Raw genomic sequence first — 21,756 nt, 5'->3', positions numbered from 1 at the left:
CGATGCGTCCGGCCGATGAAACAACCTGGGAGGATGCAATGGGAAACAATCTGAAGGCAATGCTGGCGGGCCTGGTGCTGTCGACCGCACTTGCGGCCGGCGGCACAGGAGTCGCGAATGCCGCCGGCGACGAGATCGTCATCGGCGCTCCGATCTCCTTGACCGGGCCGCTGGCCGGCGACGGCAAGGAGCAGAAATGGGCCTATGAGCAAGCGGTGGCCGACATCAACAAGGCCGGCGGCATCATGCTCAAGTCGGCCGGCAAGAAGCTGCCGGTGCGCCTCGTCGTCGCCGACGACGAAAGCTCGGAAGGCAAGGTCGCCTCGGCGCTGGAAAACCTCATCAAGGTGCAGAAGGTCGACGCGCTGCTATCGACCCATTCCGGGCCGATGAACATCGCCGGTGCCATCGTCGCCGAGAAATACAAGAAGTTCTACATGATCACGACGGCGTTCCCGTTCGAGTGGCAGCCGTTGAAGCTCAAATACTCGGCCCTCTTCTTCTTCCACCCGGGGCCGGGCGCCGAGGTGCCATTCGAGATCTGGAACAAGCTGCCGGCCAATGAGAAGCCGAAGAACCCGGCACTTGTCACCGAGGATTCGCCCGACGGCAAGGGCTTTGGCGGCGCCTTCGAGGCGGCGGCCAAGAAATATGGCTACACTTTCGCGGTCGACGATCCCTGGGCGATCGGGGCCACCGACTATTCGGCGCTGATCACCAAGCTCAAGGCCGCCAATGTCGACGCCATGCTGGTGTTCGGCTCGCCGGCCGACACGGTGACGCTGCTGCGCCAGATGAAGGAGCTCGGCTTCTCCGTGCCTTATCTGCATGGCTGGAAGGGCACCTGGACGGGCGAGTTCCACGAAGCGCTCGGAGCGGATTCGGACTACATCATGACCGACGGTTTCTGGTCGTCGAGCTATCCCTATCGCGGCGCCAAGGAACTCGGCGATCGCTACGAGGCCGAATTCAAGAAGGACTCCGTCACAGTCGGCGCCTTCTACGCTAATGCGCAGGTGCTGGCGCAGGCGATCGAAAAGGCGGGAACCACCGATGCCGCCGCGCTGCATGACGCGGTCTTCAACCAGGAATTCAAGGACACCGTCGTCGGCGATCTCAAATTCGACCAGACCGGCTTTGCGCTGATCCCCAGCGTTGCCACGCAATGGTGGCAAGGCAAGCACCAGCTGATCTTCCCGAATGGCAACTGGACCTACAAGCCGGCGCCGGCCTGGGACAAGCGCTGAGCGGCGAGGGCACGGGCTCCGACGTTGCCGCCTGCCCTTCTCCCCGTCCTACTCGGGGAGAAGGCCGGCAGGGCGATGAGGGCGGCGCTGACCTCGATAGATTGCGCGGATAGCTTCCCCTCGAGAAACGGAAACACACGATGCAGCCTGACGAAACCTTGCTTCGCCTCGAGGCGATCCAGAAGCGGTTCGGCGGGCTTGTCGTGCTCAACAACATCGACATCGCCGTCGGAGCCAATGAGCTGATCGGGCTGATCGGTCCCAACGGCGCCGGCAAGTCGACACTGTTCAACGTAATTACCGCGCTCTACACCCCAACCCAGGGCCGTATCCGCTTCCGTGGCGAGGACATCACCGGCACGGCCCCGCATCGCATCTGCCGGCTCGGCATTGCCCGCACCTTCCAGCTGGTGCGCACGTTCCTGACCATGACGGCCTTCGAGAACATCATGGTAGGTGCCGTCTATGGCTCGGGCGGCCGCGTCAAGCATGCGACGGCAGCCGCCGAGGAGGCACTTGAACTGGTCGGGTTGACCGCCAAGCGCGATGTCCGCACCGCGCATATGACGTTGTCCGACCGGCGGCTGCTGGAGATCGCGCGAGCCGTTGCCTCCAGCCCGGGGCTGCTGTTGCTGGACGAACCGATGGCGGGGCTGAACCCGACCGAGATCCAGCGCACGGTCGATGTCATTCGCCGCGTGCGCACAGACAAGGGGGTCTCGATCCTGTGGGTAGAGCACAAGGTCGATGCCATCATGAAGGTATGCAGCCGGGTGATCGTGCTGGACCATGGCGAGAAGATCGCCGACGGCACGCCGCGCGAGATCGTCGCCAACCGCAAAGTGATAGAGGCCTATCTTGGCGAACCGGCTGCTTGACGTCACCAATCTGGAAGTCGCCTATGGCGACGTCGGAGCGCTGTGGGGCGTGTCGATCCACGTCGACGCCGGCAGCATCGTCGCCATTGTCGGCGCCAACGGCGCGGGCAAGACGACGCTGCTGAAGACCATCTCCGGTCTGCTGAAGCCGAAGCGCGGCGAGATCTTCCTCTCCGGCGCGCCGCTGGCCGGCAAGGCGCCGGAGGAGATCGCGGCGATGGGCATCGCGCATGTACCGGAAGGGCGCGGCCTGTTCCGGCAGATGACCGTGCTGGAAAACCTCGAGCTCGGCGCCTTCCAACCCAAGGTGCGGAAGCGCTTCAAGCAGTCGCTGGAGAAAGCCTACACGCTGTTTCCGCGGCTAAAGGAGCGGGCAGGGCAGAAGGCCGGTTCGCTCTCCGGCGGCGAGCAGCAGATGCTGGCGATCGCGCGCGCCACCATGTCGGACCCGTCGCTGCTCATCCTCGATGAGCCGTCGCTGGGGCTCAGCCCGATCGTGGTGCAGCAGATGTTCGCGCTGATCGAGACCTTGCACAAGCAGGGCGTCACCATCCTCCTGGTCGAGCAGAACATCCATCAGGCACTGAAGGTCGCCGACTATGCCTTCGTGCTGAAAACCGGCGAGCTTGCCATGCAAGGCACTGGTGCCGAGCTCATCGCCGATCCCGAAATCCAGAAGGCCTATATGGGCGTCTTGGAGGTGCAATGATGCAGAACATTCCGCCTCCCGAAATCCTGCTGCAGCTGTCGCTCAACGGCGCGCTGGGCGGCGCCATGTACGGCGTTGCGGCGGTGGGCCTCAGCCTCATCTTCGGCACCATGCGGCTGATCTTTCTGGCGCAGGGCGCGATGATCATCCTGTCCGCCTATTTCGTACGGGCGCTGTTCTACGGCGTCGGCATCGACCCTTTCGCGTCGCTGCTGATCGTCGTGCCCGTCGGGCTCGTCGTCGGCTGGCTGGTCTACCAAGGCCTGTTTCGCCGCGCGGCGGCAGCGGAGGACCGCAACATCTCACTCTTGATCGCGGTCGGTCTGATGTTCCTGATCCAGAACCTGATGACGGTTATCTGGGGCGGCAACACCGCGGCCATCGTCACCTCCTACACGGCGAGCGGCATCGAGATTTTGGGCGTGCGCACCTCCTTCACCCGCTCGATGGGCTTCGTGATTGCGCTCGCCGGTACCGGCCTGGTGGTGCTATTCCTGCGCAAGACATTGGTTGGTAAGGCGGTGCGCGCGGCCTCCGAGGACATGGAGGCGGCGACGCTGATGGGCATCAGCCCGCACCGCGTCAACGCCGTCGCCTTCGCGATCGGCATCGGACTCGCCGGAGCGGCCGGCGTCGCGGTGGCGACGACTTTCCCGTTCAACCCGTTCGCCGGCTTCATCTTCAGCCTCAAGGCGCTGGTGGCGCTGGCGCTGGGCGGGATCGGCAATGTCGCGGGCGCACTTGCCGGCGGCATCATCCTCGGCCTGATCGAAGCCTATGTGCAGTATTTCATCTCGGGCGGCTGGACCAACGCTATCGCCTACGGCGTGTTCCTGGCGGTGCTGATGTTCAAGCCGGAAGGCCTGTTCAGCCGGCCCTACAAGAAGGCTTGAGCGTCATGATGATGAAAGCCTTGCCGGAACAATTCTGGATTGGGATCGCAATTGCCGTGGTCGCTGCCCTCGCGCTGGTGCCGCTCCTGCCCGGCGCGATCGATTCTTACGCCTTCTCGTTCCTGTTCTTCGTTTTCATCTACGCCACTATGGCGCAAGGCTGGAACCTCGTTGCCGGCTTCGGCGGCCAGATCAGCCTCGGCAACCATGCCTTCTTCGGGCTCGGCGCCTACACCACCGCCATTCTGTGGAGCGGCAATTATCTCTGGGGCACGTTCTATGACGCCTATCCGCGGATCTACTATTTCGACCCGGTGACGATGATGCTGGGCGGGCTGGTCGCGGCCGTCGCCGCCATCATCATCGGCCTGCCGCTGCTGTCAAAGCTGCGCGGCGACTATTTCGCGCTCGGCACGCTCGGCTTCGGCGAGATCATCAAGGTGATGTTCATCAATGGCGGTGATTTCACCGGCGGCGCCTTCGGCGTCGTGGCGCCCGCCGGCACCTTCGATACGCTCTTGCCGCACTATCTGGTCGGGCTCGGCCTGATGGTGGGCACGGCGCTTGCCATCCGCTTGCTGATGCGCTCGCGCTACGGCCTGGCGCTGATCGCCGTGCGCGACGACGAGATGGCGGCTTCGGCCAACGGCATCGATACGCTGAGGGTCAAGGTCGCCGCCTTTGCTGGCAGCGCCTTCATCGCCGGCGTCGCCGGCAGCCTCTATACCTACTACATCTTCCATGTCGGCCCGGACTCCGTCTTCGACCTCGACTGGATGCTTTTGCCGCTGATGATGACGGTGGTCGGCGGCACCGGCACCCTGCTCGGCCCGATCCTCGGCGCCTTCGTCATGTACGCGGTTTTCGACCTGGCGCGCATCGTAGTGCCGGATTACCACCCGGTGATTTCGGGGCTGACCATCATCTTGGCGATGCTGTTCTTGCCGAAGGGGCTGATGCGGAGTTTTGCGGGCAGGGCGCGGACGGCTTGAGGTCTGGGTACAGCCCTGTTGAAGCGTCAGCGCTGCAAGTCGGGAGTGAGAGCCCTCGAAAAATTATGGAAGGTGAGGATACAATGTGCCTCATACGGGCGCAAAACAATTTGCTGTATCCGATAAAGGTACGGCTAACAGCACCTTCCTAATGCACCACCATACGCACTCGCTCCCGCAAATCTCTCGGCGCCACGTCATACTTGCTTCTGAACGCCCGCGAAAAATGTGCGCTCGAATTGAACCCGCAGGCAAACGCGATTTCCGAGATGGAGGCTGAGGCGCGGGCGGGCGACAGCAGCTCCTGCTTGCTGCGCTCCAGCCGCCTATCCCACACGAACCGCTCCAGTGTGGTGCCTTCGCCTTCGAAGGCGCGGTGCAGATAGCGGCGGGAGCAGCCCATGTGGCGGGCTATGTCCTCGGCCGACAGGTTTGAGCGCGCCAGGTTGGCGTCGATATAGGCGACGATGCGTTCGCGCAGCGCTTCCAGCGGCGAGCGGCGGAAGTCCGGCGCCGTCGGCTTTGCCTGGATCAGTCCGTTGACGAGTTGTATCAAGCTTTCTCCGACACGGCGGCAGCCGGCCTCGTCGAGCTTGTGAGCGGTGCCGATCGCCATCTGCATCAGACCGGAAACGATATGGGTGAGGCTGTCGTCGTTGCCGGGCAACGGCACCGGCGCCGAGAGCCGCGCCAGCGTCCCGTCGCCGAAGGTCGAGCGCGGCACCTGCAGGATGAGCTGGTCAACATCCGACAGGTTTTGCAGCGAATAGCTGCGCATTGGATCATAGATGATCGCAGCGCGTGGGCCGAGATCGACCGCGACCTCCTGCTGCTCGAAGCGGCTGTGACCGCTGAGCTGCATCAGGATCTTGATCGCGTCGGGATCGAAGCTGCGCCAGAAGGTACGGTCGCTGACGACCAGATGCGACTTGGCCTTGATCTCGGAAAGCCGGCAGGAGCCGAGATGCACGGAAACGAGCTTCGGCAGCGACGGCGCCTCGCCGCGTGAGAAACGCTGGGTGATCGGGCCGAACAGCATCCGCGACGCAGATAGGAAAGCCTCGCCGTCGGCGACGCTCACGTGGTGGGCGATCATAGTCTCCTCCACATTCTCGTTGTTCCCGTCTTGTCGCGGGATTGTGACGCAGCGGCAGCGCCACGTCATCCTTAACATGATAAGCATCTTTGCCGCAACGGCGGAGGTGCTTCACGCCGCGCCGGACGAAGTCGGCCGGCATCCTGGTGTCCGCGTTACTGAAGGGCCCCATGCCGCTGCCGTGCGGAAAGGCCCGATCTTGCGGTCGAGCCGTTTCAAAGGCCGGTACCCGGTCGCCGTCGGCGAGATAGCCGTGCACGTCGGCGCGATAGCCGGTCCGCTCGGTGGCCAAGCACTGGAAGACACATTCATCAGGGCGTCCATGCCGGCACAGGGAAGGCGTTCCGCCTCGGTCTATTCGACTTCGGACGCGCGAGCACGGCGAGCAGATCGCCGCCGTTCTCCTCGGAGGACCCTTCATAGGTCCTCCGGATCAGATCGAATTGGCGCTCATCTCAGCCCCACTTCATCTCGCCCTTCGCGACCTTCGAGCCGATGTCGAGGGCGACGCCCATGCCGAGGCCTGGGAAGCGGGCCTCCATCGCGCTCTTCAGCGCCGCGGCGTCCGCGGCCTTGGCGAGTTCCTGCTCGAAGGCCAGAAGATAGGTCTTGGTGTATTCGACAGCGGAGATGTCGACCGGCGACTCAGGCGTCATGTGCCCCGGCACGACGACGGTCGGTTTGCGCGCTGCGATCTTGTCGAGATTGGCAATCCAGACCGCGCGTGATTCCCTGGTCGGGGTGTCGGCGGTCCAAACATGAACGCCGGCGAAGACCAGGACGCCGCCAAACACCGCGTTCAGCGAGGGCGCCCAGAGATAGCGGCGATTAGCGAGGCCCTCGGCGGCGACGAACTCCACCGTCTCACCATCCACAGTCAGTGACGGACCGTCAAACGCATCGGGCAGGACGATGTCGGCCAGCGTCTGCGGACCGTTCTCCTTCAGTTGGGGTCCCCATACATCGAGCTTCTTCTTGACCGACGCCTTGATCGCGGCAACCGTGTCCGAGGCGGCGACGACCTTGGCCTCGGGGAATGCCTCACGCACCGGCTTCAGGCCGAAATAGTAGTCCGGGTCCGACTGGCTGACATAGATCGTGGTCAGTTTCTTGCCGCTGGCCTTGATCTCTTCGGCCAGCGCGCGGCCGTCCGGATAGGTGAAGCCGCCGTCGATCAGCAGCGCCTCGGTGGCGCCGGAAAGCAGGACGGGGGCGCGGAAAAAACCGTTTGGGCCGGCCGGGAAATGCTTCCAGGCAAGTCCGGTTCCAGCCGCACGGCCGATATCGGCAGGGGCGAAGACGGCAGCGGCGCTGATGGCAAATGTGGTTTTCATGACTTGTCTCCTCGTAAGCATGTGGGTGTCCTCTCGGATTGGATGGCGCTGAAGAAATCGGGGTGCGCGCGATATTGAGATCGAGTCGGCCGGGTCCAGCCGCCGGATAAATTCAGGAAGCTCAGATAGGGCCGAGTGATCGTGGTGTGGACGATACCGTTCTCGCAGTCCCCGACATGGACCCACGGTCGTCCCGGCAACCTCGGTCCAGACCATGAACACCCCTGGCCGAACTTCCAGCGCCCGGTCGCGGACGGCCTCCGCCTTGGCGAACTTGGCCGCCTCCGGAGGCAAGCGCATGAAGGTGCCTCGGCATCGAACTGCAGATGGAAGGCGAGGTCGCCGAAGCGAGCCTCGTAGACGTGGCCCATTGCGGGAAAAGCCTCGATCGTCACTCTGCTTTTCCTCCTGCGCGGACCCGGTTGCCCGACGCACAGAAGGATGGACCGTTTCGATTGGACGATAAATATCGATGAATTGGATTCAATGTGAGGTATAAGCGCACAATCGGAGCAGGCGAGCATGGAAGCGATCAACCTCAACAGACTGGCGTACTTCGCGGCCGTGGTGGACATGGGCTCGTTCACTCGCGCGGCCGATCGGCTAGGCGTCAACAAGACAGTCGTCAGCCAACAGGTTGCGCGGCTTGAAGCGGAATTGAAGACAAGCCTGCTGCTGCGCACGACGCGCAGGGTCGAGCCGACCGAGGCAGGCTGGCAGCTTCACGCGCGATGCGTGATGATCCTGAGCGAGGCAGAAGAGGCCTTCGCCGAACTTGCCCAGACCAATGCTCAGCCGTTGGGCGTACTGCGGATCACCGCGTCCAACGATTACGGCGCGATCACCGTCGCGCCACTGGCAGCCGAGTTCTGTCGAATCTATCCGGCATGCCGGGTCGATCTCATCCTCTCGGACGCCAGGATGGATCTGGTCGCCAACCAGGTCGACCTTTCGATTCGCGTAGGTTGGCTTACCGACTCCAGCCTGCAGGCGCGCCGGATCAGCTCATTCCGGCAATTTCTGGTCGCCGCGCCCGACATAGCCGGAGACTTGTCCCCGAGCGAGCCCGAGGAACTGTCCGGCCTCCCCTTTGTCGCGAATGTCGCGCTGAAGGAGCCGCTGGTGTGGCGGTTTACCCGGGGGGATCATGAACTGCGGACAGTCCGCATGAAGCCCGGCATGACGATCAACAGCACCCCGGCCGTGCTGGAGGCAACCCTAGCGGGCGCCGGTATGTCGATCCTTCCCGATTTTCTTGTCGGCGATCATATGGCGGCTGGCCGGCTGGTGCCGATTCTGCCTGCCTGGACGCTGCCTACCGGCGGCATCCACGCCGTGTATCCGGCCGGCCGGTTCCGCCCGCCCAAGGTTGCACGGTTCGTCGAGATGCTTTCTCAGAACGGCAGGCAGCGGCCTCGAAACCTCTTCCGCAACGGCTGATGTCTGCTCGCGGGCGTCGTCTCGCCACCGTGTACAGCGAAGTCGCCCCGAGTTCCTCTTTCGAGAAAGTCCGTCCAACGCCCTGAGCGTGTTCCGACCAGCCGGTCGAACCGATCGGAAACTGATCTTTGGGCAGCAGAAATCTGACCGCCGGCTATATGAGCCGCTCGCGGCATTGCGCGAGCGTCTTCGCTCTGCGGATATCCGGGCGGAGGGCAGCCGCTCGTTCCGCCCGATTTTGCGAGATTATGGCGCAAGGGCATGCCCGATGCATCCGTCGCGGAGATGCAAGGCTAAGGTTCGCCGGTGAGACGCGCCGTGATCAACCGTGCTGCCTTGATTGCTGCCCTGCCCTGTGTGGCTGCGGTCGCGTCGTCGACGCGTGAGACGGGCGAAGCCACCGCCAAGGTGCCGATCGGCTGGCCGTCAGCGCCGAGGATCGCCGCGGCGATGCTGTGCACGCCTTCCTCATAGCCCTGTGCGCTGCGAGAGTAACCGCGCGTGGCGGCAAGCCGTATCGCCTCCACAACCTTGTCCGGCCGCGTCACCGTATGCCGGGTGAACACCTCCAGCGGCTTTTTGAAATAGGCGCCGACCACATCCGGGCTTGAAGCGGCCAGGAAGGCGACGCCGGACGCTGTGCCGTGCAGCGGCAGCACCTGGCCAACATCGACATTGACGCGGTTGGCCTTGGTGGAAAGCTCAACATGGACGGTCAGCAGCGCCCCGGCGCTGAATTCCGACAGATGCACGGTCTCGCCGGTTTCGAGCGAAAGCTCTCGCGCCACAGGCGCCGCGACGCGGACGAAAGGGAAATGTGCGTCGCGAATGCGGGCCAGCCGCGACAGGCCGGCGCCCAGCCGGTAGCGGCGACTCTTCGGCTCCTGCTCGATCAGCCGGTGGTTGGAAAGCGCTACCAGCAGGCGCCTTGCGGTGGCTTTGTCGAGACCGGCCTTGCGGGCGAGGTCGGAGAGGCCGATCTCCGGTTCACCCACCGTGAACAGCTCCAGCAGCGAAACCGCCTTGCCGACTGTGCTCATTATCGATTCTCCGAGATACTTCGCGTGTGAATTAACTTGACAGCAGCCGACCCGCCTTGCAGTCTATAACATACAAAATGCTGGTTCAAATAGTGAACCAGATTGGAACGCGCGCGCCCCAAAATAATCGCGCGGCAGGGAGAGTTAAGCGCTGTGATGGCTGCCAGCAGAAGCGCTTCGCATTCAACGACCATTGGTGAGCTGCTCGACCGCGAGCAGGCGCGCTTCAGTGACACGCATCCGCGCTCAGCGGCGGCCTGGGAAGAGGGCAAGCAGCGTTTCCTCTATGGCGGACCCTCGCACTGGATGCGGCGCTGGGCCGGCGGCTTCCCGGTTTATGCCGCGTCGGCCAGAGGCGCCCATATAAGAGACATCGACGGTCACGACTATGTCGACTTCGCCCTTGGCGACACTGGCGGCATGTGCGGCCACGCGCCGGAGGCGGTGACTTGCGCCGCACTGCGCCAGTTGCAGAACGGCACAACGATGATGCTGCCCACGGAGGACAGCCTGTGGGTTGGCACTGAGCTGCATCGTCGCTTCGGACTGCCCTACTGGACGCTGACCACCTCGGCCACCGACGCCAATCGCGGCGCCATCCGCATCGCCCGCATGATCACCGGCCGCGACAAGGTGCTGGTTTTTTCCGGCTGCTATCACGGCAGCGTCGAGGAAGCGCATGTCGAGATCCGCGACGGCCGTGTCGGCCTGCGCAACATGATCCATCCCAACGGTGTCGACCATTCGGCCGTATCGAGGGTGGTCGAGTTCAACGATGTCGCTGCGCTCGAAACGGCACTCTCGGCTGGCGACGTCGCCTGCGTGCTGACCGAGCCGCTGATGACCAATTTCGGCATGATCCCGGTCGCCGACGGCTTTCATGACGCCCTGCGCGAGATCACCCGCCGCACCGGCACGGTCTTGATCATTGACGAGACGCATACGATCTCCAGCGGACCCGGCGGTTATTCGTCCGAGCATGGGCTGGAGCCGGACATTCTGGTCGCCGGGAAGGCCATCGCCGGCGGCATTCCGGCCGGCATCTTCGGCGTCTCGCAGGCGATCGCCGAGCGGTTGTGGGCCATCGTGCCGATGGTCAATCCGCGCGTGCGCCAGTCGGCGCATCTCGGCATCGGCGGCACGCTGGCCGGCAACGCACTCACCGTAGCCACGATGCGCGCTGTGCTGGAAGAGGTGCTCACGCCCGCCAACTTCGAAATCATGATCGGCAGAGCCTCGCGGCTGGCGGAGATGGCACGTGGCATCATAAACGCCAATAAGTTGCCGTGGCATGTGACGCAGATCGGCGCCCGCGCCGAGATCATGTTCATGCCCGATCCGCCGCGGAACGGCGCCGACGTCATCGCCGGCCGGCGCGGAGATCTCGAGACGCTGCTGCACGCCTTCTACATGAACGAGGGCATATTGGTGACGCCCTTCCACACCATGTTCCTGATGTGTCCGGCGACGACCGAGGCCGATGTCGACCGCCACGCCGAGGTCTTCACCCGTTTCATAGATCTTGTGCGTGGCGCCGGAGTCGTCTGAGCGATGGCGAAACCATTCGATCTCAGCGGCAAGGTGGCGCTGGTGACCGGCGGCGGACGCGGCATCGGTGCTGCGATCGTCACCCGCTTCGCCGAGGCCGGTGCTAGTGTCGTCATCGCCAATCGAACGTTCGATATGGCAAAAGCGCTGGCCGCCGAATTGTCCGCCCGCAAGCTTGATGTGCGTGCGGTTCCGCTTGCTGTGCTCGACCGCGCCAGGCTGCACGCACTGGTCGGCGACATCGTACGTCAGGCGAGCCGGCTCGACATCGTCGTCCACAATGCCGGCGGCTGTCCCTGGGCCTCGATTGAGGATCTTGACGAGGACAAGCTCGATGAAGCGCTGGCGCTTAACCTCAAGCCTTGCTTCTGGCTGGCGCAGGCAGCAGTGCCGGTGATGCGCAAGAACGGCTTCGGCCGCATCCTTGTCACCTCTTCAGTGTCGGCGCGCTTGGCGATGGCCGGCGGCGCGCATTACTCGGCCGCCAAGGCCGGCGTCAACGCCTTCATTCGGGGTGCCGCCTTCGAATTCGCGCGCGACGGCATTACCGTCAACGGTGTCGAGCCGGGCTTCATAGCCAAGCCGGGCAGGGGCACGATGAGCGCGCCGGAAGTTGCCGGGCGCCTCGGCCAACACATCCCCGTTGGCCATCTCGGCGAGGCGGACGACATTGCCTATGCCATGCTCTACCTCGCCTCGGAGCAGGCCAAATACACTACCGGCCAGACGATCGTCGTCGACGGCGGCTCAACGCTGCCGGAAACCGGCTTCGCCGTCGAGCGCCATTGGGGGCTGACATGAGCCGATGCCTCGAAGGCCGCAAGGCGCTGATCACCGGTGCTGCCACCGGAATGGGCCGCGCCACTGCCGAATTGTTCGGCCGGCACGGCGCCGAAGTCATCGCCTTCGGCCTCGGCGGTGAGGGACTGGACGGCGCCGTCAAGGCGAGCGGCGGTGCCGCCGTGCTCGGCGACATCACCAGCGCAGACGATGTCGCACGTGCTATCGACGCCTGCGGCGGGTGTCTTGATATCGTCGTAAACGCCGCCGGAGTGATGATCCTCGACGAGCCGGAGAGCCTGAGCGATGAGACCTGGGCGCGCAGCTTTGCGGTCAATGTGACGGGCGCCATGATGGTCTGCCGCGCCGCACTGCCGCTCATGAAAAAGCGCGGCGGCGCGATCGTCAACATCGCCTCCGTCGGCGCCTTCAACGCCAGCGGCCAAAATGCCGCCTATTCGGCCAGCAAGGCAGCACTCGTCTCCTACACCCGCTCGCTCGCCTTTGCACATGGCCCCGACGGCATCCGCGCCAACGCGTTGGCGCCTGGCTGGGTGCGGACGCCGATGAGCGTCTACGAAATGGAAGTGGCGGCAGCGGCCAACGGCTCGACGCCCGACGAGGAGTTCACCGCGCTCACCGGCCGTATTGCGCTCAGGCGTGTCGCCGAACCGTCTGAGATCGCCAACTGCTGTCTGTTCCTGGCTTCCGATGCCGCCTCCTTCGTCACCGGTGCTGTGCTCGTCGCCGACGGCGGCGGCCGTGCACCAACGCAAAACAGGGCAGTGTGATGCGACCTGACCAGTGAGGCTTGTCACAGGCGAATGGCCAGGATACCGGCGCTCTGATAAGCGGCGCCACTTGTCTCACGCTGCTGCCTCTACCGACATTCAGATAGGGAAGACCGCGTTGATTTGCCCCGCCGCGCTTTTGGCTGCAATTCAGGCAGCCACGATGGCGCCAACGGTCGAACAGGCCAGGACTTGCTTTACACCCGCGTTCATAAACACCCAGAACGCGCGGCGATGGCAGGAATGGTCGATATGGTCGCGCGGATTGCCGTGCGAATACATGCACAACGCGCGTTTCGCTTTGCCTTCCGCGGTAATCGAGGCATCTGAACAGAAAGCATATCCGACAATATTGCCGCGGACTGCCTTCCGGACGCCCACATAGGTGAACAAGTACGCTCCCGTGGTGAACCCGACCCAAAGCGCTTCTCCCACTGGCGAAGAGACTGCACCATCAAGGTCCGGTGTCAAACACCCAGTTTCGAACCGGCTCTCAGACCGCCTGCTGCTGGAGCCGCATGTTCTCGCGGCACAGGCTGATGTGGTCCTTGAAAATACCGCCGACACAATCCTGGAAGGTCGGCAGCGTCGCGATGTCGATGGCGGCGCCCTTGGCAAACCAGGCGATGATCTCGTCGGATTCCGTCATATACTGTCCCGGCGTTAGCTCGACAGTTGGAAAGCCGACCTTGGGCAGGTGCGCGGCGAGCTTCTCTGTGATCTGGCACTTCTCTTTGCTGCCCTGTTCGACCAGCCGGATGTCGACCTGGTCGAGCAGTCTCGCCTCAAGCAGGAACACGCGAACCTTCATGCAGAACGGGCAGCCATGGAGCAGGTAGACGATGGGCTTGAACACGGTATTGGTCATGGCAAATGCCTTTTGCCGGATGCACTGCGGGTTGGCCGTGGGGCGGCTATGCGCGCTCGAATATGCCGCCGCATGACCCCGTTCGGCCGCCGGCGTTGCAAGCGCACCGGCAGGCCGATATTCAGACATGCGGAATGATCAAGCCAAAACAGCGATTTCCGCTGCGAAGTCGCGATAGGAGCGCAGCGGGCGACCCAGCATGCCGGTCAATCGATCAACATCCCCTGCCTCAGGGACCATGCCAACCACAAGGAAGCGCTCGGCCATGAGACGCATGTCGAGCGCCATCCAGCTCGGTGCGTAATTTCGGAGGTTTTGCTCGAACCCAGCGGTATCGTCGCCGCCATAGTGGATCGTCCGCCCAAGAACATTCGACCAGATGGCGGCGACATCGGCACCGGTCAGCGTGTCGGGACCAACGACATTGATCCGCTTGAGAGGAAGCGGCTCGCTTGCCTGCTCACGGCGAACCAGCTCGATGGCTGCGATCTCACCGAGATCGCGCGCGTCGACCATCGCGATGCCTTTGTCACCGATCGGCATCGGATAGACACCGTGACCGAGCACCACGTCCTTCACCGAATAGTCGTTGTTGATGAAGTATGCAGGCCGCAGGATGGTGGCGTTGAAGCCCAGCTGCTCCAGCATGCGTTCGACACTGAACTTACCGGCGAAATGCGGCACGTTCACGTAGATGTCGCTGTGAAGCACGGACAGATAGACGATCCGCTTGATCCCGGCCTCATGGGCCAGATTGAGGGCGATCAGCGCCTGGGTAAACTCGTCGGGCACCACGGCGTTGAGCAAGAACAGGGTGGACACGCCCGAGAAGGCCGTGCGCAGCGCATCGACGTCAAGCAGATCGCCTTCGGCGAGGGCAACGGCGGCTGGTAAATTGGCCTTCGAGGGATCGCGGACGAGCGCGCGCACATTAGCGCCGCGCTTGATGAGCTGATCGACGACATTGCGGCCGACGGTTCCGGTTGCACCGGTGACGAGGATAGTCATGTGGTCACTCCTGCTTTTATCAGATCGTTAGCGCTATTTAGGAGTCCACAAACGCACCGGAAGCTGCCATTTGTAGACACCCTGTCTCACTGGTGGAACACATGGACCTGCTCGCCCTAGCCGACTTCAATCTGGTTGCACGTCATGGTGGATTCGGGCGAGCCGCGCGCGCCACAGGGCGCCCCAAGGCGACGCTCTCGCGGCGCGCCGCAGAACTGGAGAATAGCTTGGGCCTACGCTTGTTCGAGCGCGGGGCGCGTACCCTGAAGCTCACGCAGGAGGGAAAGGACCTGCATGAGCGAACCAGTCGCTTGCTGACGGAAGTGGAGGAGACGGCCGCAGCGATTGCGTCGGGAGACCGGGAACCGCGTGGAAATTTGCGGATCAGTGCACCGTTGCTCTTCTCTCAACTTGCGATGGGTAAGCTGGCGGCAGGCTTCTCGCTCAAATATCCCGACGTTATCCTTGAAGTCACGACCGAAGACCGTGCAGTCGACATGGTCGAAGAAGGGTATGACCTGGCCATTCGCGTCAATCCGCGTTCCGATGAAAGCCTGGTGGGACGGGTCTTCATGCGTGATCGGCTTGTGATCGTGGCGAGCCCGCAAGTGGCGAGACCGCGAGACGGAGACGCCGCTCCCGCTGTCGTGCGGAGCTCGGACAGAGGACTCTCGTTGTGGAATATCAAACCGGACACGGGGCCGACGACGATCGCGTTCACCCCGGTGCTCAGCCTGTCGTCGATCATCATGGTTCGCGATGCGGTCGTCATGGGCGTGGGTGCGGCACGGTTGCCGGTATCGCTCGTGAGTCATGATCTGGCCGCCGGCACGTTGGTGCATTGGGGGGACGTGGATGGTCCCGATACGGCACTGTGGACGCTCTACCCGTCGCGGCGCCTGTTGAATGCCCGCGTTTCCGCCTTTCTCGACCATCTGAGAGGAGCGTTCCCAAAAGGAACTCCCGACGAATTGGCAGCGTTCATTCGGATTTGAAGCCGCCACGGTTACCTTCTGTCGGCCAACGCCATCACCCACGTCGCGGGCCAGCTTGATCCAATAACGCAAGCGACGACCGCCAGAAGGTGGCTGCTGCAGTCCGATGAACTACAGCAGCCGACGCATCAGCCCGCAAGCCGCGGATAGTCCGTGTAGCCGGCCGCGCCACCGCCATAGAAGGTGGATGGATCGGGCTCGTTGACGGGCGCGCCCAACCGCAGACGCTCGACGAAGTCGGGATTGGCCAAAGCCCAACGGCCGATCGAGGTCATGTCTGCCTGGCCCGAGACGATGTCCTGGTCCAGGGCTTCGCGTGTGCGGCCAAGCCGCAGCACCATCAGGGTCGTGGGCCACGCACGGCGGATGTCGGCGAGGAACTCGTCGCCCCCGCCATACATCAGATGGAGATAGGCCAGCTTCAGTGGTGCCAGCGCGGCGACCAGTTCGCGATAGAGCGCAGGACTCTCCGGACCTTCATCAAGCCCGCCCAAAGGCAGGCCTGGCGAAAGGCGGATAGCGGTGCGATCGGCGCCGATCTCATCGGCGACAGCCTGCGCCACTTCGACGGCGAACCGAATGCGGTTAGCGATCGGCCCGCCATAGGCGTCGGTCCGGTGATTGGCGTTCGGCGCAAAGAACTGATGGACGATATAGCCGTTGGCGCCGTGAATCTCGACGCCGTCGGCGCCGGCATCGATAGCCAGCCGCGCGGCCCGCCGGAAGTCCTGCACCGTGGCGGCGACTTCCTCGGTCGTCAGCGCGCGCGGCTCGGGGATGGGCTGCATGCCGCTCGCAGTGAACATCTGCTCACCGGGCGCGACGGCCGATGGGGCGACGGGCTGGCGGTGATGCGGCGTGTTGTCCGGGTGCGACATGCGGCCGACATGCATGAGCTGCAGGAAGATCTTCGCGCCTTTTGCGTGAACCGCATCGGTGACCTTGCGCCAGCCGGCGACATGTTCGGGTGCGTGGATCCCCGGCGTCGCGAAATAGCCCTGGCCATCGGCCGAGGGTTGCACACCCTCGGTTATCAGCAGGCCAAGGGAGGCGCGCTGGGCGTAGTATTCAGCGGCGTGCTCGCCCGGTACGCCGTTGAACTCGGCACGGCTGCGAGTCATCGGGGCCAAGGCCAGGCGGTGGGGCAGGTCCATTTGGCCCACGCGGACCGGACTCCAGATAGTCGTCATGATAAACTCCTTGAAAGTTGAAAACTTGGTGATCAGCGGGTGAAATCAGCGACGATCTTGCCGGGTGCGTGGCCGGTGCGATTGCGCTCGATTGCGGAAGCCAAATCATCGAAGCCCACCACGTCGGCGATCGTCGATCGCAGGGCGCCGACGGCGACCTGCTGGGCGATCGCGGTCAGGCGCGCGGTATCAGGTTTGTTCGATAAAAAGACGCCGCGGCGGCCTGGCGGCGTACGTGATGCGAGGTCCGTGGCGGCGATGCTTACGAGAAGGCCATCGGGCGACAGGACTGCCCAGGAGCGGTTCACGACCTCACCACCGACGAGGTCGACGACGAAATCGATGTCGCGCGCAAGCAGCTCGAAGTTCTGCTGCCGATATTCGATCACCTCGTCCGCGCCGAGCGCCCGGACATGTGGCAGGCTATTGGTCGAGGCCGTGGCAAAGACCGTCGCTCTGGCCGCCTTGGCGAACTGGACGGCAAAGCCGCCCACGCCGCCGGCTGCGCCATGGATCAGCACCCGCCGTCCGGAGAGGTCGAAATCCGCCGCCTGAATGACATGCCAGGCTGTCATCGCCGCGACCGGAATGGCCGCCGCCTCCACGTCGGACAGTGATGCCGGCGTCAGGACGAGCTTCTCGGCGTTGATGACCAGATGGTCGGCGTAGGCTCCGACGCCACCGATGGCGGCCATAACCCGATCCCCGGGCTTCACGCCTGTGACGCCGGGGCCGGTCCGAAGCACGACGCCGGCCATTTCGATGCCAAGCGTCGCGGGCAGGGTCAGCTTGAAGCGCTCGCGGAGGTAGCCTTCACGGATTTTCCAGTCGATACCGTTTACCGCGGCGGCCTTGACCGACACCAAGACCTCGCCCGGACCCGGCTCGGGCGCGGATACGCTATCGACTGTCAGCGATTCGGGGCCGCCATAGGCTTGAAGACGTAAGGCTCGGCCGGGGGCAAGCGGTTCGGATGTGGAGGCCCCGCGCTTGAGATCAGCGGATTGGATCATGTAGGTTCTCCTTCTTGGCAGAAGGTATGCGTTCGAAATCCGCGCCATAAGTCATCGAAATAAGACAGTCTGTCTCGCTGGAGAGACACCTAATGGCCTTCCGGCGTCTCCAATTTCGTATTTGTGGCCTTATCCGTACGGTGCTTTTCGGCCAGGCGGAAAAGCGGTCGGCCGACGGCGACCTTGTAGCGGCGCGTGATCGGGCTCGTCGATCATCAGCGCCAGGATCAGATGGGCCATGAGCCAGCTTCGGACGAGCCGCTCATCGCGTGCAGGAAGCTTATGGGTGCCCATGCCGCTCTTGAGCCGCTTGAAGGCGAGTTCTGCCAGTGTCTCGATCGAATACTAACCATAGCCTTCGGCCGGGTCCGCAGAGTGCACAGCCGCCGATCTCCATTGGCCGTCGGGCGCCCGTCCTCAGCCGGCGTGATATTCGAGCATGATGTCGATCAGCGCTCTGACTTTGCGTGGCGGGAAGTCGCCGGGAGGACGCACCACATAAAGCCCTGCCGCGACCACCGTGTGGTCGGCAAGCAGGGGGATGAGCGCACCGGAGGCGATGTGGGGCTCGATCAGGAAATCCGGCAGGGCCGCCACGCCGAGTCCGGCCAGCGCCGCCGAAAGCAGCGCTTCGCCGTTATCCGCCTTGAAACGACCGTGAGGATGGACCGCGATCGTTTTGCCTCCCTCGACGAACCGCCATGCTTCGGTCCCCTGCAACAGGCACTCGTGATCCGCGAGTTGGCCAAGCGTTTGCGGTGCCCCATGCCCGGCGACATAGGCGGGGCTGGCGACAAGCATGCCGGATATGGGCCGAATGCGTCTGGCGATCAGGCTCGAGTCAGGCAGAAATCCCGCCCTGATTCCCGCGTCGAAGCCCTCGGAAATCAGATCCACGAAACGATCGCTGTAGGCTGCATGAACATGCAGCAAGGGATGGCGTCGAGCGAGTTCGGCAAGAACCGGGGCGACAAGCCTCGGCCCGCCAGACAGGGGCGCGGCGATACGCAGCAGCCCGCGCACCGCGCCATCGGGTGCTATTGCATCCTGTGCCGCCTCGAACTCGCCGAGGATGCGAGTGGCGTGGTCGCGGAACGTCGCGCCGGCCTCCGTCAAGGCGGCGCCGCGAGTCGTGCGAGAGAGCAACTGGCTTCCGAGCGTTTCCTCCAGCCGAGCCAGTCGGCGGCTGACGACGGATTTTGCGACGCCCAGCCGCCGCGCGGCAGGCGATATGCCTCGCCCCTCCGCGATCTCCACGAAAGTCCTGACGTCCTCAATCTCCATAGCGTTCCGCTTTCAGCAACAATCAATCGCAAAACCGGAGGCTATCTTAAGCCGACAAGGAACGCCATCCTTTGTGGGTCAGTTCATCCGGCATAGCCGCGCCGGACCAACCCCATGGAGAAATAGATGAGCGTGCAAGACGTGTGGAAATACGAAGAATCTGCGCTGGTGCTGATCGACTACCAGCCGGAAATGTTCAGCCAGATCCGATCCGAAACGCCGGCCAACCTGGTCGAGCTCAACGTGCGGCTACTGATCAGGGCTGCACGGGCTTTCGACATGCCCATTATTCTCTCGACGGTCGGTGCAAACATGGGTGTCAACGGCCCCACGGTTCCGGCGATCCTCGCCGAACTGCCCGGCATCGAGGTGATCGATCGCTCGACAATGAACTCGTGGGAAGATCCGGCCTTTCGCGCCGCGGTCGAGAAGACCGGCCGCAAACGGCTGATCATCGGCGCCCTCTGGACCGAGATCTGTCTTGCTTTCCCGGTCATCGATGCGCTCAAGGACGGCCATGACGTGGCTTTCCCGGTCGACGCCGTCGGCGGTCGGTCGCAGCTTGCCCACAGCACGGCGATCCAGCGGCTCACTCATGCCGGGGCGGTCCCCAGTACGGCCTTGGCTGTCGTTACCGAACTCTTCCGCGACTGGGCGGGGCCGGTGGCCGACAAGGCCCGCACGCTGGTGTACTGGTATTACGAGGAGCTTGCGAAGCTGCAGGGTCCGGCCGCAAAGGCCGCCTGAAGCGCCAGGCCGAGCACGGTTGGAGCGGCGGGGACGCCTCTGACAGGGCCGATTTTTCCCGCCTGTTCTATCGGCAGCACCGGCGAGCCCCGCATAGTCGGCTCTCCCGCCGCCAATTTCCCTATTTTCGAAAAGGACGATCAAAATGAAAACTCAAACCGGCGCCGTTCGCGGCCCCATCAATCGTTGGAGCCTGGCGCTGTGGATCGCACAGGCGCTCCTGGCTCTCCTCTATCTGGCAGCCGGTGGCGCGAAACTGACACAGCCCATCGACGCGCTCGCCGCGAGCATGAGCTTCGTCACCCATGTACCGGAAGCCGTCACACGGCTGATAGGCACTCTCGAAGTGCTGGGCGCTGTCGGTCTCATCCTGCCGGCCGCGACGCGGATCAAGCCTTGGCTGACGCCGCTGGCGGCTGTCGGGCTTTCACTCATACAGGTGGGGGCGATCATCACGCATGCGCTGCTCGGCGAGACGGCCAAGATGCTGCCCATCAACCTGACGCTGCTCGCCTTGTCCTTGTTCATTGCTTGGGCCCGGCTGCGGAAAGCCAAGATCCCGGCTCGCTGAGCATGGCGAGTCACGAAGAGGGTAGGCCGGCCCGCCACTCGCGGATCACGACCCGTTGACGCAGACATCTACCGACATCGAGCCCCTGGAGCTTCAAAATGCAGTTCGGAATCTTCTCTGTCAGCGACGTAACGCGCAACCCGATCACAGGCGTCACGCCGAGCGAGGCGCAGCGGATCGATGCGATCGTCAAGATCGCGAAGCGGGCGGACGAGGTCGGGCTCGATGTCTTCGCCATCGGCGAGCACCACAACCCACCCTTTTTCTCGTCCTCGCCGACGACTCTGCTCGCCCATATCGCCGCGCAGACGCAGCGCATCATCCTCAGCACCGCCGTGACGCTCATCACGACCAACGACCCGGTGAAGATCGCGGAAGACTACGCGATGCTGCAGCATCTCTCGAAGGGGCGGACGGACCTGATGCTCGGCCGCGGGAATACAGTGCCGGTCTATCCCTGGTTTGGGAAGGACATGCGTGACGGTGTCGCACTGGCGCTCGAGAACTACAATCTGCTCCACAAGCTGTGGCGCGAGGACGTTGTCGATTGGCAAGGCAAATTCCGGACCCCGCTGCAAGGCTTCACGTCGATCCCGCGTCCGCTCGACGACGTTCCTCCCTTTGTCTGGCACGGCTCGATCCGCACTCCGGAGATCGCCGAGCAGGCGGCTTTTTACGGGAACGGCTATTTCGCCAACAACATCCTTGCGCCCAACCTGCACTTCCTGCCGCTGGTGAACTTCTACCGCGAGCGGTTCGAGCATTACGGACATGGCACCAAGGAGCAGGCCGTCGTCGGGCTTGGTGGCTATGCCTTCATCGCGAAGCGCTCGCAGGACGCATACGACCGATTCCGGCCCTATTTCGAAGGCAGCCCCATCTACGGAAAGACCTATCGGCTGGAAGAATATTCGCGCGATACGCCGCTCAGTGTTGGCAGCCCGCAGGAGGTCATCGACAGGACGCTGAGCTTCCGGGAAGCCTTCGGCGACTATCAGCGGCAGCTGTGGGTTCTCGACGCCATGGGGCTGCCGCTGGAGATGGCTCTCGAGCAGGTCGAGCTGCTGGGCACTGAGGTGGTGCCCGTGCTCCGCAAGGAGATGGCGGCGCGACGCTCGCCGGGCGCCGCCAGAGCCCCGACGCACCGGAGCCTGGTGGAAGTCAAGTATGGAGACCAGCCGCCGCGCCAGCCGCGTCCGAATGCCAATCGCGGAGACAACCTGACGGATGTCCGGCCGTATCACGATAACGACAAAAGCGAATCGGCCCGCTCTCCGTTGGTCGTGGGGCAGGCCGCCCGGTCCGGCAATGTCGCAAAGCGGTAGGCCCCCG

Annotated in this window: 22 protein-coding genes; 13 read left to right on the top strand and 9 right to left on the bottom strand. The window is 63.7% G+C overall.

Annotated elements, in window-relative coordinates:
* The first annotated feature begins 38 nt into the window (after nucleotides 1-38).
* From NKH30_RS05385 to NKH30_RS05365, 5 genes are all read left to right on the top strand, one after another.
* Nucleotides 39-1,247, top strand: coding sequence for an amino acid ABC transporter substrate-binding protein (locus NKH30_RS05385; protein ID WP_352539272.1), 1,209 nt, complete (start codon nucleotides 39-41; stop codon nucleotides 1,245-1,247).
* Nucleotides 1,248-1,387: 140 nt separating this feature from the next.
* Nucleotides 1,388-2,125, top strand: a complete 738-nt coding sequence (locus NKH30_RS05380; protein WP_027027454.1) for an ABC transporter ATP-binding protein — start codon at nucleotides 1,388-1,390, stop codon at nucleotides 2,123-2,125.
* On the top strand, nucleotides 2,106-2,834 hold the full coding sequence (locus NKH30_RS05375; protein WP_502893727.1) for an ABC transporter ATP-binding protein: 729 nt from the start codon (nucleotides 2,106-2,108) through the stop codon (nucleotides 2,832-2,834). Before NKH30_RS05380 ends, NKH30_RS05375 begins: the two co-directional genes overlap by 20 nt.
* Entirely contained in the window at nucleotides 2,831-3,727 is an 897-nt protein-coding gene (locus NKH30_RS05370) for a branched-chain amino acid ABC transporter permease (protein WP_352469658.1), read from the top strand. The genes NKH30_RS05375 and NKH30_RS05370 overlap by 4 nt, the downstream gene beginning before the upstream one ends.
* Before the next feature lie 5 nt (nucleotides 3,728-3,732).
* The gene (locus tag NKH30_RS05365) at nucleotides 3,733-4,719 is read left to right on the top strand and encodes a branched-chain amino acid ABC transporter permease (protein WP_352469659.1); all 987 of its coding nucleotides are present in this window, start codon (nucleotides 3,733-3,735) and stop codon (nucleotides 4,717-4,719) included.
* Nucleotides 4,720-4,867: 148 nt separating this feature from the next.
* Here the strand turns inward: NKH30_RS05365 and NKH30_RS05360 are convergent, their stop codons facing one another.
* Nucleotides 4,868-5,815 carry a helix-turn-helix domain-containing protein gene (locus NKH30_RS05360; protein WP_352539270.1) on the bottom strand — a complete coding sequence of 316 codons (948 nt, stop codon included), beginning with the start codon at nucleotides 5,813-5,815 and terminating at the stop codon, nucleotides 4,868-4,870.
* A gap of 455 nt (nucleotides 5,816-6,270) precedes the next feature.
* Entirely contained in the window at nucleotides 6,271-7,170 is a 900-nt protein-coding gene (locus NKH30_RS05355) for an MBL fold metallo-hydrolase (protein WP_352539269.1), read from the bottom strand.
* Between the two features lie 501 nt (nucleotides 7,171-7,671).
* On the opposite strand from NKH30_RS05355, the gene NKH30_RS05350 reads away from it, so the two are divergent.
* The gene (locus NKH30_RS05350; protein WP_352994483.1) at nucleotides 7,672-8,589 is read left to right on the top strand and encodes a LysR family transcriptional regulator; all 918 of its coding nucleotides are present in this window, start codon (nucleotides 7,672-7,674) and stop codon (nucleotides 8,587-8,589) included.
* Between the two features lie 293 nt (nucleotides 8,590-8,882).
* Here NKH30_RS05350 and NKH30_RS05345 read toward each other — a convergent pair whose 3' ends face one another.
* Entirely contained in the window at nucleotides 8,883-9,629 is a 747-nt protein-coding gene (locus tag NKH30_RS05345) for an IclR family transcriptional regulator (protein WP_352994480.1), read from the bottom strand.
* 156 nt (nucleotides 9,630-9,785) lie between these two features.
* Between NKH30_RS05345 and NKH30_RS05340 the strand changes: the two genes are divergently transcribed.
* From NKH30_RS05340 to NKH30_RS05330, 3 genes are read left to right on the top strand one after another with little or no spacing between them, the layout of a single operon-like run.
* Nucleotides 9,786-11,177, top strand: coding sequence for a transaminase (locus NKH30_RS05340; RefSeq protein ID WP_352994477.1), 1,392 nt, complete (start codon nucleotides 9,786-9,788; stop codon nucleotides 11,175-11,177).
* Between the two features lie 3 nt (nucleotides 11,178-11,180).
* Nucleotides 11,181-11,978, top strand: a complete 798-nt coding sequence (locus NKH30_RS05335; RefSeq protein ID WP_352539265.1) for an SDR family oxidoreductase — start codon at nucleotides 11,181-11,183, stop codon at nucleotides 11,976-11,978.
* A complete protein-coding gene (locus NKH30_RS05330) occupies nucleotides 11,975-12,748 on the top strand; it encodes an SDR family NAD(P)-dependent oxidoreductase (protein ID WP_352767268.1) in 774 nt (257 codons plus the stop codon). Before NKH30_RS05335 ends, NKH30_RS05330 begins: the two co-directional genes overlap by 4 nt.
* 150 nt (nucleotides 12,749-12,898) lie before the next feature.
* On the opposite strand, the gene NKH30_RS05325 is transcribed toward NKH30_RS05330, so the two are convergent.
* From NKH30_RS05325 to NKH30_RS05315, 3 genes are all read right to left on the bottom strand, one after another.
* Nucleotides 12,899-13,141 (bottom strand): hypothetical protein, encoded by a 243-nt coding sequence (locus NKH30_RS05325; RefSeq protein WP_352469668.1) that lies wholly within the window; start codon nucleotides 13,139-13,141, stop codon nucleotides 12,899-12,901.
* A gap of 100 nt (nucleotides 13,142-13,241) precedes the next feature.
* Nucleotides 13,242-13,616 (bottom strand): glutathione S-transferase N-terminal domain-containing protein, encoded by a 375-nt coding sequence (locus tag NKH30_RS05320; protein WP_352994474.1) that lies wholly within the window; start codon nucleotides 13,614-13,616, stop codon nucleotides 13,242-13,244.
* Nucleotides 13,617-13,754: 138 nt separating this feature from the next.
* A complete protein-coding gene (locus tag NKH30_RS05315) occupies nucleotides 13,755-14,624 on the bottom strand; it encodes an NmrA/HSCARG family protein (protein ID WP_352469670.1) in 870 nt (289 codons plus the stop codon).
* A gap of 101 nt (nucleotides 14,625-14,725) precedes the next feature.
* Here NKH30_RS05315 and NKH30_RS05310 point away from each other — a divergent pair, with 101 nt between their 5' ends.
* A complete protein-coding gene (locus tag NKH30_RS05310; protein WP_352469671.1) occupies nucleotides 14,726-15,619 on the top strand; it encodes a LysR family transcriptional regulator in 894 nt (297 codons plus the stop codon).
* A 128-nt stretch (nucleotides 15,620-15,747) separates the two neighbouring features.
* Here NKH30_RS05310 and NKH30_RS05305 read toward each other — a convergent pair whose 3' ends face one another.
* From NKH30_RS05305 to NKH30_RS05295, 3 genes are all read right to left on the bottom strand, one after another.
* Nucleotides 15,748-16,809, bottom strand: a complete 1,062-nt coding sequence (locus NKH30_RS05305) for an alkene reductase (protein WP_352469672.1) — start codon at nucleotides 16,807-16,809, stop codon at nucleotides 15,748-15,750.
* 32 nt (nucleotides 16,810-16,841) lie between these two features.
* Entirely contained in the window at nucleotides 16,842-17,870 is a 1,029-nt protein-coding gene (locus NKH30_RS05300; protein WP_352539261.1) for an NADP-dependent oxidoreductase, read from the bottom strand.
* A 369-nt stretch (nucleotides 17,871-18,239) separates the two neighbouring features.
* On the bottom strand, nucleotides 18,240-19,106 hold the full coding sequence (locus tag NKH30_RS05295; protein WP_352539260.1) for a LysR family transcriptional regulator: 867 nt from the start codon (nucleotides 19,104-19,106) through the stop codon (nucleotides 18,240-18,242).
* A 126-nt stretch (nucleotides 19,107-19,232) separates the two neighbouring features.
* Here NKH30_RS05295 and NKH30_RS05290 point away from each other — a divergent pair, with 126 nt between their 5' ends.
* From NKH30_RS05290 to NKH30_RS05280, 3 genes are all read left to right on the top strand, one after another.
* Entirely contained in the window at nucleotides 19,233-19,853 is a 621-nt protein-coding gene (locus tag NKH30_RS05290; protein WP_352767278.1) for an isochorismatase family protein, read from the top strand.
* Between the two features lie 145 nt (nucleotides 19,854-19,998).
* Nucleotides 19,999-20,424 (top strand): DoxX family protein, encoded by a 426-nt coding sequence (locus NKH30_RS05285; RefSeq protein WP_352767280.1) that lies wholly within the window; start codon nucleotides 19,999-20,001, stop codon nucleotides 20,422-20,424.
* Between the two features lie 98 nt (nucleotides 20,425-20,522).
* Nucleotides 20,523-21,749 carry a CE1758 family FMN-dependent luciferase-like monooxygenase gene (locus NKH30_RS05280; RefSeq protein WP_352994470.1) on the top strand — a complete coding sequence of 409 codons (1,227 nt, stop codon included), beginning with the start codon at nucleotides 20,523-20,525 and terminating at the stop codon, nucleotides 21,747-21,749.
* Nucleotides 21,750-21,756 lie beyond the last annotated feature (7 nt).

Source organism: Mesorhizobium sp. M1273, from assembly GCF_040318195.1.
GTDB lineage: Bacteria > Pseudomonadota > Alphaproteobacteria > Rhizobiales > Rhizobiaceae > Mesorhizobium.
The sequence above is the reverse complement of the archived record's forward strand: the minus strand, read 5'-3'. Positions and strand labels throughout refer to the sequence as shown.

Coding starts and splice junctions, on each gene's coding strand:
- NKH30_RS05385 (WP_352539272.1), top strand. CDS start 39: ATGGGAAACAATCTGAAGGCAATGCTGGCGGGCCTGGTGCTGTCGACC.
- NKH30_RS05380 (WP_027027454.1), top strand. CDS start 1,388: ATGCAGCCTGACGAAACCTTGCTTCGCCTCGAGGCGATCCAGAAGCGG.
- NKH30_RS05370 (WP_352469658.1), top strand. CDS start 2,831: ATGATGCAGAACATTCCGCCTCCCGAAATCCTGCTGCAGCTGTCGCTC.
- NKH30_RS05365 (WP_352469659.1), top strand. CDS start 3,733: ATGATGATGAAAGCCTTGCCGGAACAATTCTGGATTGGGATCGCAATT.
- NKH30_RS05360 (WP_352539270.1), bottom strand. CDS start 5,815: ATGATCGCCCACCACGTGAGCGTCGCCGACGGCGAGGCTTTCCTATCT.
- NKH30_RS05355 (WP_352539269.1), bottom strand. CDS start 7,170: ATGCTTACGAGGAGACAAGTCATGAAAACCACATTTGCCATCAGCGCC.
- NKH30_RS05350 (WP_352994483.1), top strand. CDS start 7,672: ATGGAAGCGATCAACCTCAACAGACTGGCGTACTTCGCGGCCGTGGTG.
- NKH30_RS05345 (WP_352994480.1), bottom strand. CDS start 9,629: ATGAGCACAGTCGGCAAGGCGGTTTCGCTGCTGGAGCTGTTCACGGTG.
- NKH30_RS05340 (WP_352994477.1), top strand. CDS start 9,786: ATGGCTGCCAGCAGAAGCGCTTCGCATTCAACGACCATTGGTGAGCTG.
- NKH30_RS05335 (WP_352539265.1), top strand. CDS start 11,181: ATGGCGAAACCATTCGATCTCAGCGGCAAGGTGGCGCTGGTGACCGGC.
- NKH30_RS05330 (WP_352767268.1), top strand. CDS start 11,975: ATGAGCCGATGCCTCGAAGGCCGCAAGGCGCTGATCACCGGTGCTGCC.
- NKH30_RS05320 (WP_352994474.1), bottom strand. CDS start 13,616: ATGACCAATACCGTGTTCAAGCCCATCGTCTACCTGCTCCATGGCTGC.
- NKH30_RS05315 (WP_352469670.1), bottom strand. CDS start 14,624: ATGACTATCCTCGTCACCGGTGCAACCGGAACCGTCGGCCGCAATGTC.
- NKH30_RS05310 (WP_352469671.1), top strand. CDS start 14,726: ATGGACCTGCTCGCCCTAGCCGACTTCAATCTGGTTGCACGTCATGGT.
- NKH30_RS05305 (WP_352469672.1), bottom strand. CDS start 16,809: ATGACGACTATCTGGAGTCCGGTCCGCGTGGGCCAAATGGACCTGCCC.
- NKH30_RS05300 (WP_352539261.1), bottom strand. CDS start 17,870: ATGGCGCGGATTTCGAACGCATACCTTCTGCCAAGAAGGAGAACCTAC.
- NKH30_RS05295 (WP_352539260.1), bottom strand. CDS start 19,106: ATGGAGATTGAGGACGTCAGGACTTTCGTGGAGATCGCGGAGGGGCGA.
- NKH30_RS05290 (WP_352767278.1), top strand. CDS start 19,233: ATGAGCGTGCAAGACGTGTGGAAATACGAAGAATCTGCGCTGGTGCTG.
- NKH30_RS05285 (WP_352767280.1), top strand. CDS start 19,999: ATGAAAACTCAAACCGGCGCCGTTCGCGGCCCCATCAATCGTTGGAGC.
- NKH30_RS05280 (WP_352994470.1), top strand. CDS start 20,523: ATGCAGTTCGGAATCTTCTCTGTCAGCGACGTAACGCGCAACCCGATC.